The following is a 15,464-nucleotide window of genomic DNA, read 5'->3' on the forward strand; positions in this document are numbered from 1 at the left end:
GAGCCGGACCGGGCAGGCCGCACCCGCCCGGTCCCTGGCAGTGCTAGCGTCGGGGCATGTCTGCACTTTCCAAGCTCCGTGCCGTTGCTGTCCGCCCGGCCCTGCCGACGTCGAAAGCCCGGCGGGTGGGCGCCGTCGCCCTCGGGGCGTTTCTCGCCTTCGCCGGGACCTCGCACCTGACCTTTGCCCGGCAGGAATTCCAGGCCCAGGTTCCGGGCTGGGTGCCGCTGGAAGAGGACGCGGTGGTGCTGCTCTCCGGCGTCGCCGAACTCAGCCTGGGCGCGTCGCTGATCCTGCTGCGCAAACGCCGGGTGCCCGCGGGGCTGGCGGCGGCCGCGTTCTTCATCGCCATTTTCCCGGGCAATATCTCCCAGTACGTGACGCACACTGACGCCTTCGGACTGGATTCAGACCGCGCCCGGCTGGTCCGGCTCTTCTTCCAGCCGCTGCTGGTCATCTGGGCGCTGTGGTCCACCGGGGCGTGGAAGGCGTTGCGGGAGCAGGATGACCGGCGGCGCTGACGCAATCGGTCCCGGATAGGTCCTGCGTACGCTCAGGGCCTTACGGAAAGTCCAGGCATCCCCGCTTCGCGGCCGTCAGCGGGGAGACGACGCCGCTTTTTCCTGCTTTTTCCTGGATGCGTCTTTTTCCTTCCGGCGTTTCTCCCGGCGGCGTTGGCGCCGGGCCCGGCGTCGTTGATCCTCCCGTTCCTCCCGCTCGAACTGGGCTGCTTCCCATTCCCGGTACCAGCTGGGCAGCAGCAGGGGGCGCAGGAACTTCGGCAGGAAATACTGGTGCATCATGGCGATGGGCAGGCCAACGGACCACGACACCCAGGTGATCACCCGGACCAGGGCCTCGGGTGCGCCCATCAGCCCCAGGCCCATCGCCGCCAGGGCACCGGTGAACATCAGTCCGGCCCAAAAGCACACAAACCCCAGACGGGAATGCTTGGCGGTGGAACCTGTTGCCACCCTCAGGGCCAGCCACGAGGTATAGCGCCCGGTGTAGGCCCGGATGCCCATGATGAGGGCCACCGGTCCTAGAGCCACAAGGCCGACGCCGAAGACGATGTAGGCGATCAGCGGCGGGGAGTCCATGGCGGACACTCTAGGGGACACCGGGGCCTCCGCGGGGATTTACGGGGGGCCTTGTGGCGCCAACCAGTGCTGCGGTCCCGGCACAGCGGGCTTCGCAGCCTTCCCGCTCCGGTTTGTGCGTTTCCCTGCCGATTTGGGAAATCCCTCCAACGCGCAGTGGCAGTTATTTCCCACACCGTCGATTTCCGCCGAGGAGGTTTGCGAACCCGCATGTCACGGCATTCATAGTGCAGCAGATGTAGCCAGCGGTCACTCCAGAGTGCAATAACTGCACTATGGACTACGCGGGGTCCGCCGGAAGGCGCGGATTCCCGGTCGGCAGGTGCTTACGGGCGCTGCCCGGACCCATGAACCCCGAATGTCCAACTAGAGCGCCCGAACCGGAAACCAGACCAAACCGGCTGTACCGGCGCCGGGTTGTTCCGGTTCGGGGTAGATCGGCGCTTAATGGGAAGAAGCAGCGGGCCGGCCGCTGCAGGGAAACCGTTGCTGCAGAACCGGAACGGAGCCCAGGGAGCTTTCCCAGCCAGAGCGAAGAGGTCTTGATGTGTGGGATTTCGTGGCGGACCGGTATCAGCAGATCCTGTTCGCCGGATGGCAGCACTTCAGCTTGGTGGTGCAGTGCCTGATCCTGGCCACCGTGATTGCCGTGGTCATCGGAGCCTTGGTCTACCGCAACAAAACCCTCACTGGGGTGGCCAACGCCGTCTCGGCCATCGGCCTGACACTGCCATCCTTCGCCCTGATCGGCCTGCTGATAGCGCCGGTCGGATTCGGCGCCACACCGGCGGTGATTGTGGTGGCGTTCTACGCGACCCTTCCGATCCTGCGCAACGCGGTGGTGGGCCTGTCCGGCATTTCTCCCGCCGTTGTGGAATCCGCACGCGGGATCGGCATGAGCCGGCTGCGTACCCTGCTGCGGATTGAACTGCCCCTGGCCTGGCCGGTCATTCTGGCGGGGGTGCGCGTTTCCGCGCAGATGGTCATGGGCATTGCCGCCATTGCGGCCTACGCCCTGGGCCCGGGCCTGGGCGGCTTTATCTTCTCAGGCCTCTCCCGGCTGGGAGGTGCCAACTCCCTGCAATCGGTGGTGGTCGGCGTCGTCGGCGTCATCCTGCTGGCTCTGATTCTCGACCTGCTCCTAGTCGGCCTCGGCCGGCTCACAACCCCGCGAGGTATCCGTGTCTGAGACTGAATCCCCTGCAAATGATGCCAAGGCCGCAGGTGCCGGCATCCTTCTCGAAGATGTCACCAAGCAATTCCCGGGGCAGGCGAAACCGGCCGTCGGCGGACTGACCATGGAAATCCCGCAGGGCAGCATTGTCATGCTGGTCGGCCCTTCGGGCTGCGGGAAGACCACCACGCTGAAAATGATCAACCGGCTCATTGAACCCACCAGCGGCCGGATCATTCTCAACGGCGAAGACGTCACGGGGATCGACGGCGACCAGCTGCGCCGCGGCATCGGCTACGTGATTCAGGCCGGCGGGCTGTTTCCGCATCTGACCGTGGCGGCGAACATCGCGGTGGTGCCCAAGATGCTGAACTGGGACAAGGACCGGATCCGGGCGCGGGTGGACGAGCTGCTGGAGCTGGTGTCCCTCGATCCGGCCCTGTACCGGGACCGGTATCCCAAGGAGCTTTCCGGCGGCCAGCAGCAGCGGGTGGGCGTGGCCCGTGCCCTGGCGGCGGACCCGCCGGTGCTGCTGATGGATGAACCGTTCGGCGCCGTGGACCCGATCACCCGTCAGCGGCTGCAGGATGAACTGCTGCACATCCAGTCCGAGCTGCACAAGACAATTGTCTGCGTCACCCATGACTTCGACGAGGCGGTGAAGCTGGGTGACTGGATCGCCATTTTCGACGAGGGCGCCCAACTGGTGCAGTACGATTCCCCGGAACGGATCCTGGCGAATCCGGCCAACGAATTCGTGGAGAATTTCATCGGCTCCGGTGCCGGCCTGAAACAGCTGACCCTCACGCGCGTCAACGAGGTGGATCTGGTGACCCCCGTGACGGCGTCTGTCGGGGACCTCGCCAGCGATACCCTCTCGCGCCTGCAGGGCGCCGGCGAACAGAATGCAGTGGTGCTCGATGAACGCGGCCGGCCCATCCAATGGCTTTCCCGCCGCCAGCTCAGCCGCCTGGACCGGCATACCGACGCCGTTGATCCACGCCTTCCGGTGATCGGCAACCAGGCAACCCTGAATGACGCCCTGGACACCATGCTGGTTTCCAGCACCGGCGCGGCCCTGGTCACCGGCCCGCGCGAGAGTTTCCTGGGCATGGTCACGGTGCAGACCGTGATGGAGGCCATCACTGCAGCGAACGACGCCGCGCAGCAGGGTTCGTCGAGCGCACCCGTGGGCGTCAACAGCGGCATGATTCAGCGTGCCGGGGACCCGGTCCCGGTCCAGGACGCTGCCGGCACGGGAGCGACGTCGTGAGCGCGGCGGCTTCGCAGGCAGCGGCCCAGACCCAGGCGCAGAATGGCGCCGTCCCGGCGTCGTGGCGCCCGCTGCTCCTGCAGCTGGCGGGAATCGCGGTGGCCTTTGCGCTGCTGATGCTCTGGCTGAGTACCGCTGAGCTGAGCGCCACCGAGCGCACCACCCTGGCCCCGGCTGCCCTCTGGGACTACACCGTGCAGCACCTGCTCCTCACCGGTGTCGCCGCGGTGATTGTGCTGGTGATCGCGATCCCGCTGGGCATTGTCCTGACGCGTGGCCGGCTGCACCGGATCACCGGACCAGTGATGGCGCTGGCCAATATCGGACAGGCAGCACCGGCGATCGGGCTGCTGGTGCTGCTGGCCTTCTGGCTGGGGTTCGGGTTCCAGGCCGCCGTCAGCGCCCTGGTCGTTTATGCCCTGCTGCCTGTCATGCGCAACACCATGGTGGGCCTGCAGCAGGTGGACCCCCGCATTGTGGAGGCGGGCCGCGGTGTCGGAATGAGCTCATCGGGGGTCCTGTTCAAACTTGAGCTGCCACTGGCCGTGCCGATCATGCTCTCCGGGGTGCGGACCGCGCTGGTGCTGCTGGTGGGCACCGCCACCCTGGCGACCTTCGTGAACGGCGGCGGGCTGGGCATCCTCATCACCACCGGAGTGAACCTGAACCTCACCACCGTGCTGGTGGCCGGCGCCGTGCTGGTGGCGCTGCTGGCCCTGATCGTGGATTGGATCGGACGCGTCGTGGAGCACGTGGCCCGGCCGAAAGGACTCTGATGAAGACGCCGAAACCGGCCCGTATCCGGTTCGCAGCGGCAGGCGCCGCCGTCGTCGGCCTGCTGCTGGCCGGATGCGGACTGCAGCCGGCCGCCTCCTACGTTCCGGAAGCCGACCCCGGGTCCATCCAGCGCATCGACGGCCTGCCTGAGGACGCGAAACTCACCGTCACGGGGAAGAACTTCACCGAACAGCTCATCCTGGGCAAAATCTCCGTGCTGGCAACCAAGGTTGCCGGGTTTGATGTCACTGACCTCACCAACATCCCCGGCAGCCAGCCGGCCCGCGAACTGATGGTGTCCGGACAGGCGGACGTGACGTGGGAATACACCGGCACCGGTTGGATTGCGTACCTGGGTAAGTCTGAAGGAATTGCGGACAAGCAGAAGCAGTGGCAGGCGGTGCATGACGCGGATCTGGCCAATGGCCTGACCTGGGGAGCGCCCGCCCCCATGAACAACACCTACGCGTTCGCCATCCGCAGTGAAGCCGCCGAGGAACTGGGGGTGGGCAGCATCTCCGATATTGCCGCCCTGCCGGTGGAGGAACGCACGTTCTGCCTGGAGGCGGAATTCAACTCCCGCCCCGACGGGATGAACCCGATGCTGGAACGGTACGGCCTGCCACGCGGTTCGCCGGACGGAGTCCCGGAAGGCAACATCGGCATCTATGACACCGGCGCCGTGTATTCGGCCACCGACGCCGGCGAATGCAACTTCGGGGAGGTCTTTGCCACGGACGGGCGGATCGATTCCCTGGGGCTGACCGTGCTCGAGGATGATCTGGCGTACTTCCCGGCGTACAACGCCGCACCGGTTTTCAACACGGAAGCGTTGGAGGAATATCCGGAACTTGAGGCCGTTTTCGCGCAGATCACTCCGTTGCTGACCGATGAGGAGCTGCGCCGGATGAACCTGGCCGTGGACGTCAACGGTGAGGAACCCGCCGACGTCGCCTATGACTGGATGGTTTCGAAGGGCTTGATTACCGCTCCCGAGTGAGGTGGACACCGTGGACCTGCCAGCAATCCTTGACGCCAACCACATCGACGACGCCGCGGACCTGCTGCACCGCTACTACCGGCAAAAGCTGACCTCGGGGCACGTGCGCACCGGCGCGCGGTTCGACACGTGGGCCGGCGGAGGGGACGCTCCGGAGGTCGCGAACCGCATCACCGCCGATGACGTGCTGGCACTTGCCCTGCTCGGGGAGGAGATTACGGGTCCCGGCGTGGTGGGGCTGCTGGAAACCGGGTCGGCGCAGATTGGTGAACTGCTGGAGCGCATCCCCGTGGACCTCGCGATGGAGGATGTCACCGCCGTCGAATACTTCCATGTGCTGGGCAAGGAAAGCCCGGCCTGGCTGCTCTGGGACCTGCTCCGCGGATACAAGGGCGGGCAGTGGAAGGCGGGGTCCGGCAAGGCCAGCAAGCTGCTGGCCCGGAAGAGGCCGAAACTGATCCCGATCTGGGATGCCACGGTGGCTCGAAGTGCCGGTCTGGGTACCTCGCTCACGCAGTGGGAGGAGTGGTATTCGCTGCTGACGGCAGACGGCCGGGATCTCGCCCGCAGGCTCGCCGACATTCAACACCGGGCGGAGCTGCCAGCCCCCGTCTCCACGCTGCGGGCCATGGATGTCATCCTGTGGATGGACTGCCGGAGGCGCGGCTACAAACGTATGGCCGGTGAAGACTGAGGCCTGGCATGCCGCCGGGTGGCTAGCGCCGGTAGGTGAAAACGGTTACGCCGCCGGTGGCGAAGTTGGGAATGTCGGCGTTGGCAAGCTGGCCTTCAGCGGTGGTCATGGCCTCCTGCATGGCGGGCTCGTCATCGAAATCCGCTTCGAACAGGGCGAAGTACGGGGCCGTGCCCTCCGGAGCGGTGAGGTCCCGGGATTCGCGCAGGGCGCGGATCCCCGGAATGTTCCGCACCAGGGGAAGGTGTACCTGGTTGTAATACGTCCGGAAGGCCTGGGGGTCCAGAGGATGTCCATAGAGGACAACGAGGGTATGCATGCCGGGCAGGTTAGCGTGGCTGGCGGCGCCGGGACAGAGTGGCGGGGCAACCTGTGGGAGGACGGGCGTCGGCGTGAAGCCGCGGCGACTCGGGAGGAAAAGAAGGCGGGCGGTCTACCGGTCTAAGTTACTGAGCGGTAATATAGCGGCCATGCACCTGATTCTGCGCACCATCCTGATCCTCTTCCGTGCCCGCCGCCGCCCGAAGCTCGGGTTCTTCGATTCCTCCTCCGTGCCCATGCGGGTGTTGGTGACGGACATCGACGTTGCCAGGCACCTGAACAACGGCATGTACCTCTCACTCATGGACCTGGGCCGGTTTGACCTGCTGGTGCGCAGCGGGATGTGGGACCAGATGAAGAAGAACCGGTGGAACCCGGTGGTGAACAACGAGACCATCAGCTTCCGCAAGTCGCTGCAGCTGCACCAGCGCTACACCATTGAATCCCGGATTGTCGGCTTTGATGACCGTGCGATCTACCTGGAGCAGCGGATGGTTGCCGACGGCGAGATCTACGCCAGTGCGCACATCGGCTGCCGGTTCCTCTCGAAGAACGGTCCGGTGTCCAACGAGGAGATTTTCAAGAAGGTGGGCGCCGTCCCGCCGTCGGACCTCGTACTGCCCGAATGGATCACTGAGTGGCGCGCCAGCGTCGCGCTGCCGAGCACCCGCCGTCCCGCTCCCCACATCTGGTAGGACGACGGCGGTGCCCCGGCCCGGGCGTTGACACCCGCCCTCCCCGGGCCGACGCTGGAACGAGGTGAGAGGGACAGGGGTGCTCGGTGAAACTGACGGTCAATACGTTCCTGTCGCTGGACGGTGTGATGCAGGGCCCGGGAAGTGCCGATGAGGATACCTCCGGCGGATTCACCCGGGGCGGGTGGATGATCCGGCACATGGATGCCGGTGTTTCCCGGATAGCAACGGAATGGTTCGGGTACGGGGACGCGCTGCTGCTTGGCCGCCGCACCTATGAGCTGCTCCGGCCGTTCTGGGAGGCCGATACCGATCCGTTTGATCCGGTGGCCTCGCACATCAATTCGATGCCCAAGTATCTGGTGTCGGCCACGGTGAAGAACGCGGGGTGGAACAACACACGTGTCATCCGCGGTGACGTACGGGCCGGCGTGGAGAAACTCAAATCCCACGGCGGCAGCGAAATCCAGGTCCACGGGAGCTGGCAACTGGCCCGGTTCCTCTATGCGGCGGACCTCGTGGATGCCTACCGCCTGCTGATTCTGCCCGTCACGGTAGGGGAGGGCAAGAGGCTCTTTGACTCCCCGTCGGAGTTGGGTGCCTACACCCTGACACGCAAGGAAACCACGGACTCCGGGGCGCTGGCCGTCACCCTTGTCCGGCGGCAGGAAAACTCCCACTGACGAGAACTATTTTCCGCGATGCGATAAACTCGGCGATGAGCATCGGGAGGGTCAACTATGGCTGAACGGGCCGCCGGATCCGGCGTGCAGTCGGTGGAACGTGTCTTTGAACTGCTGGAACTAATTGCCGATGCCGGCGGGGCAGTCACGCTGAGCGAACTCGCTGCCTCCGCAGGCCTGCCGCTTCCCACCATTCACCGGCTGCTGCGCACCCTTGTGGGGCTGGGCTACGCCCGGCAGCTTCCCAACCGTCGTTATGCGCTGGGTCCGAAGCTGATCCGGCTGGGGGAGGGCGCAAACCAGCAGCTCGGTTCGGTGGCGCTGCCGCACCTGAAGGACCTCGTGGACGAGTTGGGCGAGACCGCCAACATGGCGGTGCTCGACGCCGACATGGTGGTCTACATTGCCCAGGTCCCCTCGCAGCACTCCATGCGGATGTTCACCGAAGTCGGACGCCGCGCGCACACCCATGACACCGGCGTCGGCAAGGCAATCCTGGCGCAGCTGCCCGACGCGAAGGTGCGCAGCATCGTGGAGCGGGCCGGTATGCCCACCCCCACCAGCTACAGCCTGGGGAACATCGAGGCGCTGCTGGCGGACCTGGCGCTGATCCGGGAGCGCGGTTATTCCGTTGACGAGCAGGAGCAGGAACTTGGCGTGCGGTGCTTCGCGATGGCCGTGCCAAACGCGCCCACACCTGCGGCCGTCTCCGTCTCCGGCCCGGTATCCCGCGTGGACGAAGGGTTTGCGGGCCGTGCCATCCCCGCCCTGCGCAGTGCGGCGGAACGCATCTCCGCGGAGCTGAACCTCGCCGCACGCTAGGCACCACATTTCCGGTTAACGGGGAAGGGCAGGAACCGCGGGTGCGGTTCCTGCCCTTCCTTTAGTGATGCGAGGTGATGCGGTGGCGCTCCGAAACGCTAGTGCTGTGCGTTGCGGCGGGTGCCGGCGACCAGCATACCGATCGGAACCAGCAGCAGCAGCAGCGGGATCAGCACGGCGAGGATCTTCGGGGAGGTGAGGATCTCACCCGGAGTCAGTGCCGTGGTGCTGGCCCGCATGGTGTCGGCGCCGTCGGCGATGTCTCCGTTGCCGTTGGCCAGCGTCTCGCTGCCTTCGGCCAGCTTGGCATTGCCGTCAGCCAGATCCGCTGCACCCTTCTTCAGGTCCTTGGTGCCTGCGGTCAGGGTCTTGCCGCCGTCGTCGAGCTTGGTGACGCCCTCGTCCAGGGACTGGGTGCCGGTGTTGAGGCGGCCGGTGCCGTCAGCCAGGCTGATGGTGCCGTCGTAGATCTTGTAGTTGCCGTCGGCCAGCGTGTACGCACCGGTCTCCAGCGTGCTCAGGCCGGTGGCGAGGGTGCCTGCGCCGGTGGACAGCTTCTGTGCGCCGGCGTTGAGCTCGCCAGCGCCGGAGGCGATCTTGCCTGCACCGGCAGTGAGCTCCGGTGACTTGGAAGCGAGTTCGTTGGCGCCGGCGTCGAGCTGGGTGGCACCTGCGGCAATCTTGCCGTTGCCTGCTTCCAGTGCCTTCGCTCCGGTCTTGAGGATGTCGATGCCGGCAGCCAGCTGGCCGACTCCGGTCTTCACCTTCGCGGTCCCGCCAGCAATCTGCTTGGCGCCTGCCTGCAGGTCCTTGGACCCGGCGGACAGCTTCTGGGTTCCGGCATAGAGGTTGTCGGCACCTTCTGCGAGGCCGGGGTTTGTCCCGTCGCCGACGTTGAATCCGACCTGCAGCTGCATGATGCCGCCGTTGACCGTCGCGGCACCGTCGGCGACGTCCTGGCCACCCTGTTTGAGGACCAGCAGGCCAGTGCTGTAGGCGGTAGCACCTGCAGAGTACTCGCTCGCTCCGGCAACAATCGCGTCCAGATTCGGTTTGAAACTCTCATAGTTATTGCTGAAGCCGGTAGCACCGGCAGAGATCCCGTCCACATTTGCCTTGGCGACCTGTGCCTTTCCGAGGGCCTGTGCCAGCGCGGTGTTCAGTTCCTCTGCGGTCATGGATCCTGCCACGCCCTGGAGAGCAGTCAGCGAGTCAACTACTTCCTGGGAAGCGGTAACTGAGCCTGTATTGGACTGAGCCAGCGTGGAGGCGCCGGCCGCGAGTCCGTCGGCAGCCGGACGGAGCAGTCCCCAACCGACAGCGAGCTTGGCGGAACCCTCGGTAAGTGCGGTGGGGGAACCAATGATCGTGTTGAGCCCGTCGGAAAGCTGGCGGCTGCCGGCAGCAAGCTTGGGTGCAGCCTCCGGAGCTGCAAGCTGGTTGACACCGTTCTGCAGCTTTGCTGCACCGTTCTTGAGGCGGAGCGCGCCGGCTTCTAGGTCCTCGGTGCCCTTGACGGCCTCGTCTGTGCCTGCCGCGAGTTGCTTTGCACCGGCATCCAGGAACGGCACGCCGGTCTTCGGATCATTCAGCTGGGCGGCACCAGCGGCGAGCTGGTCAGCTCCCGCGGCGATGTCTCCGGCGCCGGCCTTGGCGTCTCCGGCCCCCTTCTTCAGTTCACCCGTACCGGCGGCGAGCTGCTTGGTGCCGCCCTCAATACGGAGAGCGCCGTCCTGCAGTGCTGCACCGCCGGCCGAGAGCTCGCCCGCGCCTGCACCCAGTGCGGCGCCGCCCGTGGCCAGCTGCTGGGCACCGCTGTTGGCAGTGGTGGCACCGGCAGCAAGCTTGTTGGCGCCGGTGTTGGCAGCCTCGGCACCGGTGAGGAGCTTCAGTGCACCCTCATCGAGGGTGGTGGCTCCTTCCTTCAGCGTGGTCACGCCGGCCTTGGCGGAGGAGATGCCGTTGGCCAGGGTGTTTGCGCCGTCGTCGACCTTCTTGGAGCCGGCAGCAACTTTGTCTGCACCGTCCTTGGCCTTGGCTGCGCCTTCCTTTAGGTCCCCTGCACCGGTGGAGGCACGCTCAGCGCCATCGCTCAGCTGCACCGCGCCGTCGGCCACCTTGCCGGTAAACAGCACAAAGAAGGCCAGCAGGAGGATCAGGAACAACGCCAAAAGGGCGGTTAAAAGTGTGTGCGGGCGGGATGATGCGCGCCCGGACGTGGAACTCGTCATTGAATATCCTTTTTCTGCTTCATACGGGTCGAGACTGACTGAGCTGCGTGCAGCACGCCGGTGGGCGCAGCCTTCGCGGATGCAAGGTGCCCGGTCCGTTTCCGCAGATGACGAATCCGACCCGGGTCAGTGTGATGTCTGTTACATCTAAGCTACCCAGCGGTAACAAAGCAAGGGTTTTGGGAAATTAGTTACCGGTGAGTAGGTTGCGCGGTATGTTTCCGTGCGATACGGCAAAAACGCGTGTCACACCGGGACACGGCGCACTTCAAGGCGCATCCTGACTCCTGACACACAGTCTGAGAACGACGCAGTCTGACAAGGGAGTCCGCATGAGTTGGCTGGATCGCAACCGCACCATCGCCCCGCCCGGTTTCAACCGCTGGCTCATTCCACCGGCAGCCCTCGCCGTACATCTGTGCATCGGACAGGTGTATGCAACAAGCGTCTATAAGACGGCGCTGGTGGATTATTTCGACGCCAGCCTCACCCAGATCGGCGTGATCTTCTCCATTGCCATTGTGATGCTGGGGCTTTCCGCCGCGGTGATGGGCACATGGGTGGACGCCAACGGGCCCCGGAAGGCCATGTTTGTCTCGGCGATGTTCTGGGTGGGCGGCTTTGTGGTGGGAGCCGTGGGTATCTTTACGCACCAGCTCTGGCTGCTGTACCTGGGGTACGGGGTGATCGGCGGCATCGGCCTGGGCATCGGCTACATCTCCCCGGTGTCCACCCTGATCAAGTGGTTCCCGGACCGGCCCGGGCTCGCCACGGGCATGGCGATCATGGGATTCGGCGGTGGTGCACTGATTGCCAGCCCGCTGTCCTCGGCGCTGCTGGCCTTCTACGATCCGGCCTCGGGTACCCCGGGATGGGTGGCCAGCGGGGACGCGGTGGGCAAGCTGTTCCTGACCCTGGCGGCCATTTATCTGATCTACATGCTGTACGGCGCCGCGACCATCCGGGTTCCGGCCGCGGACTGGAAACCGGCGGGCTTTGATCCCTCCGCCGTCGCCGCCAAATCCCTGGTCACCACCAACCACGTCTCGGCAGCCAACGCCATCAAGACCAGGCAGTTCTGGCTCGTCTGGATTGTGCTCTTCTGCAACGTGACGGCCGGTATCGGCATCCTGGAACAGGCCGCGCCGATGATCCAGGACTTCTTCCGCCAGCCCGACGGCGCTTCCCTGGTCACAGCCGCCGTTGCCGGCGGATTCGTGGGCCTGCTCTCGATCGGCAACATGGGCGGCCGCTTTGTCTGGTCCGCCACCTCGGACCTGATCGGCCGCAAACGCATCTACATGCTCTACCTCGGCGGCGGCGCCATCCTGTACGCCCTGCTCTCCTTCTTCGGAGACACCTCCACCATCCTCTACGTAGCGCTGGCCTTCGTGATCCTGTCCTTCTACGGCGGCGGATTCGCCACGGTTCCGGCCTATCTGCGGGACCTGTTCGGCACCTTCCAAGTGGGCGCCATCCACGGCCGGCTGCTCACCGCCTGGTCCGCGGCCGGGATTGCCGGACCGCTCATCGTCAATTCATTCCTGGACGCGCAAGGCACTCCCGGCGAGCTGACCGCGGGGGCCTACTATCCCGCCCTGCTGACCATGGTGGGCCTGCTGATTGTCGGGTTCATCGCGAATCTGCTGGTGACACCGGTCCACTCCCGCCACCACGAACCGAAGTCCGGGCCGGAGGCTCCGGCGCAGACACCAACCCCGGACGGAGAGCACGCATGAGCAACAAAGCGATGGTCACAGTGAGCTGGCTGCTGGTGGGAATTCCGCTGGCGTACGGCGTCTTTCAGACCCTCAGCCGGGCAGCGGCACTGTTCGGCTGACGGCTGTCCGGTGTACGGATAGGGGGGTGGGCTGGTCAGCCCTTGGACTTCCCGGAGTCCCCGGAGTCCGTTGCCCCGTCCAAGGCATAGTCCAGAAGCAGGGAAGAGGCGGCGGCGGCCGCCGCCATCACCCACCGGGGACGGGCCACCCCGCGCCGGACCAACCATTTCTCAACCTGTTCATCCAGTGCCAGGGTCAGTGCCAAAACGCCGCTGACGGTGACCCCCACGAGCGCAGCCATGCCGGCCAGTGCGATGGCCGGGGTTCGCGGCGCGGAACCGGCTGCACGCAGATAGGAAGGCGCGGTTGCCTCACCCGCAGCGCCGTCCTGAGCCGCGGCCGTGAACGGGGTAACCAGGTCAACCGTTGAGGCGGCCGCCAGTTCCCTGCCCTTCCGGGTGCCCTTCTGCACTGCCACAACGCTGATGGCGCCGATGGCTGCGCCAGGTGCCAGGATGAAAAGGCGGCGCAGGGACGGGGACCAGTCGGCGGGCCGGCTGAGCGTACCGGCAGCAGACACAGCGGCAAGGGCAAGGGAAAGCGGCGGATTCTTCATGCCCCTCACGGTACCGGGGCCGCGCAGGGGCTGTGCAACCGGAGCCCGGGTGCAACGATTAAGGTGCTAAAGCCATCCACCCGTACCTGCGGCGGAGCTTCGCCGGTGCGGAGAGTAGGAGCACGCCATGAAGGCTCTTCAATACCGCACCCTGGGCGCGCCGCCCGAAGTGGTGGAGATTGAAACTCCCGAACCGGGTCCGGGGCAGGTGCGGCTGAAGGTCACCGCCGCAGGCGTCTGCCACTCGGATGAATTCATCATGAGCCTGCCGGAGGGTGAGTACATTTACGGCCTTCCCCTGACACTGGGACACGAGGCCGCCGGCGTGGTGGACCGGATCGGCGAGGGGGTACGGAACATCGAGGTCGGCACCTCCATGGCCGTCTACGGGCCCTGGGGCTGCGGGATGTGTTACGAGTGTGCCAGCGGCAAGGAAAACTACTGCCGGAATGCTGCAAAACTCGGCATCGCCCCGCCCGGACTGGGCGCGCCCGGTGCCATGGCGGAATACCTGATCGTGGACAGTCCGAGGCACCTTGTGCCGCTGGGGGACTTGGATCCGGTGCAGAATGTTTCCCTGACAGATGCCGGCCTTACCCCGTACCACGCGATCAAAGGCTCACTGGATAAGCTGCCCTCCGGCGCCACTGCCGTAGTGATCGGGGTGGGCGGCCTGGGGCATGTGGGCGTGCAGATCCTGCGGGCACTGACGGCTGCCACCGTGGTAGCCCTGGACATTGACGAGACCAAGCTGAACCTGGCCACCGACGTCGGAGCGCACTACACCTTCCCCTCCGAGCCCGGGGCGGTGCCCATGATCCGGGATCTGACCGGCGGCCGCGGCGTGGATGCCGTCTTCGATTTCGTGACCAACCAGGCCACCTTGGACCTGGGCCAGGCGCTGGTGGCGGCGCAGGGGGACCAGGTTCTGGTAGGCGTCGGATCCGGCACCCTGCCGGTGGGTATGGCCGCGACTACTGCCTGGGAAGCGTCCATCCGGGCCCCGTACTGGGGATCCCGATCGGAACTGTTCGAAGTGCTGGACCTGGCCCGGAGCGAAGGAATCAATGTGCACACCCAGACCTTCAGCCTGGACGAGGCACCGGCGGCCTACGAGAAACTGAAGAACAATCAGCTGCTCGGCCGCGCCGTCGTCGTCCCCTAGCAACACCCGCGGCAGGGCGGCAGCGGAGAATTACAGAGCGGCGCGCTCCAGCCCGGCGAACCGGGCCGCGGCGCGCAGCAGCTGCGGCACGCCTTCCTCCAGCGAGGGGCCGAACACCGTGTCATGCGGACGCTCGCCCTTGAGCCAGCGGGTGTAGATGGCCTCGCAGAAAATGGACGCCTTCCACAGCGCCAGGGTCTGGTACCAGGGCAGTGCGGTCAGATCCAGGTCCATCCGCTCCCGGTAGGCACTAATGACGTCCTCCCGGCTGAAATACCCCGGGTGCCGGGTCACGCCGGTCAGCTCCAGCGGCGTGGATTCGCTGCCGGGCTCGGAATACGTGGCAGTGAGGTAGCCAAGATCCGCCAGCGGATCCCCGATGGCGGACATCTCCCAGTCCAGGATGGCGATGACGCGGGCGGGGGACTGCGGGGCGAACATCAGGTTTCCCGGCCGGAAGTCGCCATGCAGCACTGCGGCGGCCTGGCTGTCCGGCACGTTCTCCGCCAGCCAGCCGCCGATCCGCGCCACGGCAGGCAGGTTGCGCATGGTGTTGATCTCCCACAGCGAACCGAACCGTGACACCTGGCGGCTGAGGTACCCCTCCGGCTTGCCGAAACCGGCCAGATCCCCGCTGCTGACGTCCACGGAGTGGATGCGGACCAGCGCATCGACGACGGCGGCGCTGGTGGCCCGGCGGTCCTCCGGCGAGGAGAGGGCGGGCGGAATGGTGTTGGTGATGACCAGCCCGTCGAGGTAGTTCATCACGTAGAACGGCACACCGAGCACGGACTCATCCTCGCAGACCGCCAGAATTTCCGGAACGGGCACCCCCTGCACGCGCAGCAACTGCTGGATCCGTGCTTCGCGGACCATGTCATGGGTGGAGCGCGGCAGCGGCGGCCGCGGGCCGCGGCGCAGCACAAAGTCTTCGGTGCCGCGACGGATCCGGTAGGTGACGTTGGATTGTCCGTCGCCAATGGAGGCCCAGGCCAGCGGCCCGGCGCCGAGCCCGTGCGCGTCGAAGAACGCGGTGACTTCGTCCAGGATCAGCAGCGGCGGGGAAGCCAGGGCTTCGGCGTCGGCGCGGGTGGCTACTACTTCGTGGCCGTCAGGGGTGGTGTGCATGGGT

General features: G+C 66.0%; 17 protein-coding genes. 12 read left to right on the plus strand and 5 right to left on the minus strand.

Annotated features, from left to right (window positions below; translation table 11 throughout):
• Nucleotides 1–56 precede the first annotated feature (56 nt).
• Nucleotides 57–521, plus strand: a complete 465-nt coding sequence (locus AC5RTS_RS13125; protein ID WP_493992458.1) for a DoxX family protein — start codon at nt 57–59, stop codon at nt 519–521.
• A gap of 75 nt (nt 522–596) precedes the next feature.
• On the opposite strand, the gene AC5RTS_RS13130 is transcribed toward AC5RTS_RS13125, so the two are convergent.
• The gene (locus AC5RTS_RS13130) at nt 597–1,100 is read right to left on the minus strand and encodes a hypothetical protein (protein WP_493992459.1); all 504 of its coding nucleotides are present in this window, start codon (nt 1,098–1,100) and stop codon (nt 597–599) included.
• Between the two features lie 547 nt (nt 1,101–1,647).
• Here AC5RTS_RS13130 and AC5RTS_RS13135 point away from each other — a divergent pair.
• From AC5RTS_RS13135 to AC5RTS_RS13155, 5 genes are all read left to right on the plus strand, one after another.
• Nucleotides 1,648–2,289, plus strand: coding sequence for an ABC transporter permease (locus AC5RTS_RS13135; protein WP_493992460.1), 642 nt, complete (start codon nt 1,648–1,650; stop codon nt 2,287–2,289).
• Nucleotides 2,282–3,547, plus strand: a complete 1,266-nt coding sequence (locus AC5RTS_RS13140; RefSeq protein WP_493992461.1) for an ABC transporter ATP-binding protein — start codon at nt 2,282–2,284, stop codon at nt 3,545–3,547. Before AC5RTS_RS13135 ends, AC5RTS_RS13140 begins: the two co-directional genes overlap by 8 nt.
• Nucleotides 3,548–3,663: 116 nt before the next feature.
• On the plus strand, nt 3,664–4,323 hold the full coding sequence (locus AC5RTS_RS13145; protein WP_493992564.1) for an ABC transporter permease: 660 nt from the start codon (nt 3,664–3,666) through the stop codon (nt 4,321–4,323).
• Nucleotides 4,323–5,324, plus strand: a complete 1,002-nt coding sequence (locus AC5RTS_RS13150) for a glycine betaine ABC transporter substrate-binding protein (protein WP_493992462.1) — start codon at nt 4,323–4,325, stop codon at nt 5,322–5,324. The genes AC5RTS_RS13145 and AC5RTS_RS13150 overlap by 1 nt, the downstream gene beginning before the upstream one ends.
• Before the next feature lie 10 nt (nt 5,325–5,334).
• On the plus strand, nt 5,335–6,018 hold the full coding sequence (locus AC5RTS_RS13155) for a DUF6308 family protein (protein ID WP_493992463.1): 684 nt from the start codon (nt 5,335–5,337) through the stop codon (nt 6,016–6,018).
• Nucleotides 6,019–6,040: 22 nt separating this feature from the next.
• Here the strand turns inward: AC5RTS_RS13155 and AC5RTS_RS13160 are convergent, their stop codons facing one another.
• Nucleotides 6,041–6,337 (minus strand): EthD family reductase, encoded by a 297-nt coding sequence (locus AC5RTS_RS13160; RefSeq protein ID WP_493992464.1) that lies wholly within the window; start codon nt 6,335–6,337, stop codon nt 6,041–6,043.
• 151 nt (nt 6,338–6,488) lie between these two features.
• Here AC5RTS_RS13160 and AC5RTS_RS13165 point away from each other — a divergent pair, with 151 nt between their 5' ends.
• The 3 genes from AC5RTS_RS13165 (at nt 6,489) to AC5RTS_RS13175 (ending at nt 8,539) form a co-directional block, all read left to right on the plus strand.
• Complete coding sequence (locus tag AC5RTS_RS13165; protein ID WP_493992465.1) at nt 6,489–7,034, plus strand: thioesterase family protein; 546 nt, start codon at nt 6,489–6,491, stop codon at nt 7,032–7,034.
• A gap of 86 nt (nt 7,035–7,120) precedes the next feature.
• Entirely contained in the window at nt 7,121–7,717 is a 597-nt protein-coding gene (locus AC5RTS_RS13170; protein WP_493992466.1) for a dihydrofolate reductase family protein, read from the plus strand.
• 57 nt (nt 7,718–7,774) lie between these two features.
• Nucleotides 7,775–8,539, plus strand: coding sequence for an IclR family transcriptional regulator (locus AC5RTS_RS13175; RefSeq protein ID WP_493992467.1), 765 nt, complete (start codon nt 7,775–7,777; stop codon nt 8,537–8,539).
• Between the two features lie 98 nt (nt 8,540–8,637).
• Here AC5RTS_RS13175 and AC5RTS_RS13180 read toward each other — a convergent pair whose 3' ends face one another.
• Nucleotides 8,638–10,770, minus strand: a complete 2,133-nt coding sequence (locus tag AC5RTS_RS13180; RefSeq protein WP_493992468.1) for a hypothetical protein — start codon at nt 10,768–10,770, stop codon at nt 8,638–8,640.
• Nucleotides 10,771–11,102: 332 nt separating this feature from the next.
• On the opposite strand from AC5RTS_RS13180, the gene AC5RTS_RS13185 reads away from it, so the two are divergent.
• Complete coding sequence (locus AC5RTS_RS13185; protein WP_493992469.1) at nt 11,103–12,509, plus strand: OFA family MFS transporter; 1,407 nt, start codon at nt 11,103–11,105, stop codon at nt 12,507–12,509.
• A complete protein-coding gene (locus AC5RTS_RS13190) occupies nt 12,506–12,610 on the plus strand; it encodes an MFS transporter small subunit (RefSeq protein WP_423723643.1) in 105 nt (34 codons plus the stop codon). Before AC5RTS_RS13185 ends, AC5RTS_RS13190 begins: the two co-directional genes overlap by 4 nt.
• A 35-nt stretch (nt 12,611–12,645) precedes the next feature.
• Here the strand turns inward: AC5RTS_RS13190 and AC5RTS_RS13195 are convergent, their stop codons facing one another.
• Complete coding sequence (locus AC5RTS_RS13195; protein WP_493992470.1) at nt 12,646–13,167, minus strand: hypothetical protein; 522 nt, start codon at nt 13,165–13,167, stop codon at nt 12,646–12,648.
• A gap of 127 nt (nt 13,168–13,294) precedes the next feature.
• Between AC5RTS_RS13195 and AC5RTS_RS13200 the strand changes: the two genes are divergently transcribed.
• Complete coding sequence (locus AC5RTS_RS13200; RefSeq protein ID WP_493992471.1) at nt 13,295–14,332, plus strand: NAD(P)-dependent alcohol dehydrogenase; 1,038 nt, start codon at nt 13,295–13,297, stop codon at nt 14,330–14,332.
• Between the two features lie 30 nt (nt 14,333–14,362).
• On the opposite strand, the gene AC5RTS_RS13205 is transcribed toward AC5RTS_RS13200, so the two are convergent.
• Complete coding sequence (locus tag AC5RTS_RS13205) at nt 14,363–15,460, minus strand: phosphotransferase family protein (protein WP_493992472.1); 1,098 nt, start codon at nt 15,458–15,460, stop codon at nt 14,363–14,365.
• Nucleotides 15,461–15,464 lie beyond the last annotated feature (4 nt).

It is taken from the genome of Arthrobacter sp. MDT1-49-2 (genome assembly GCF_059090185.1).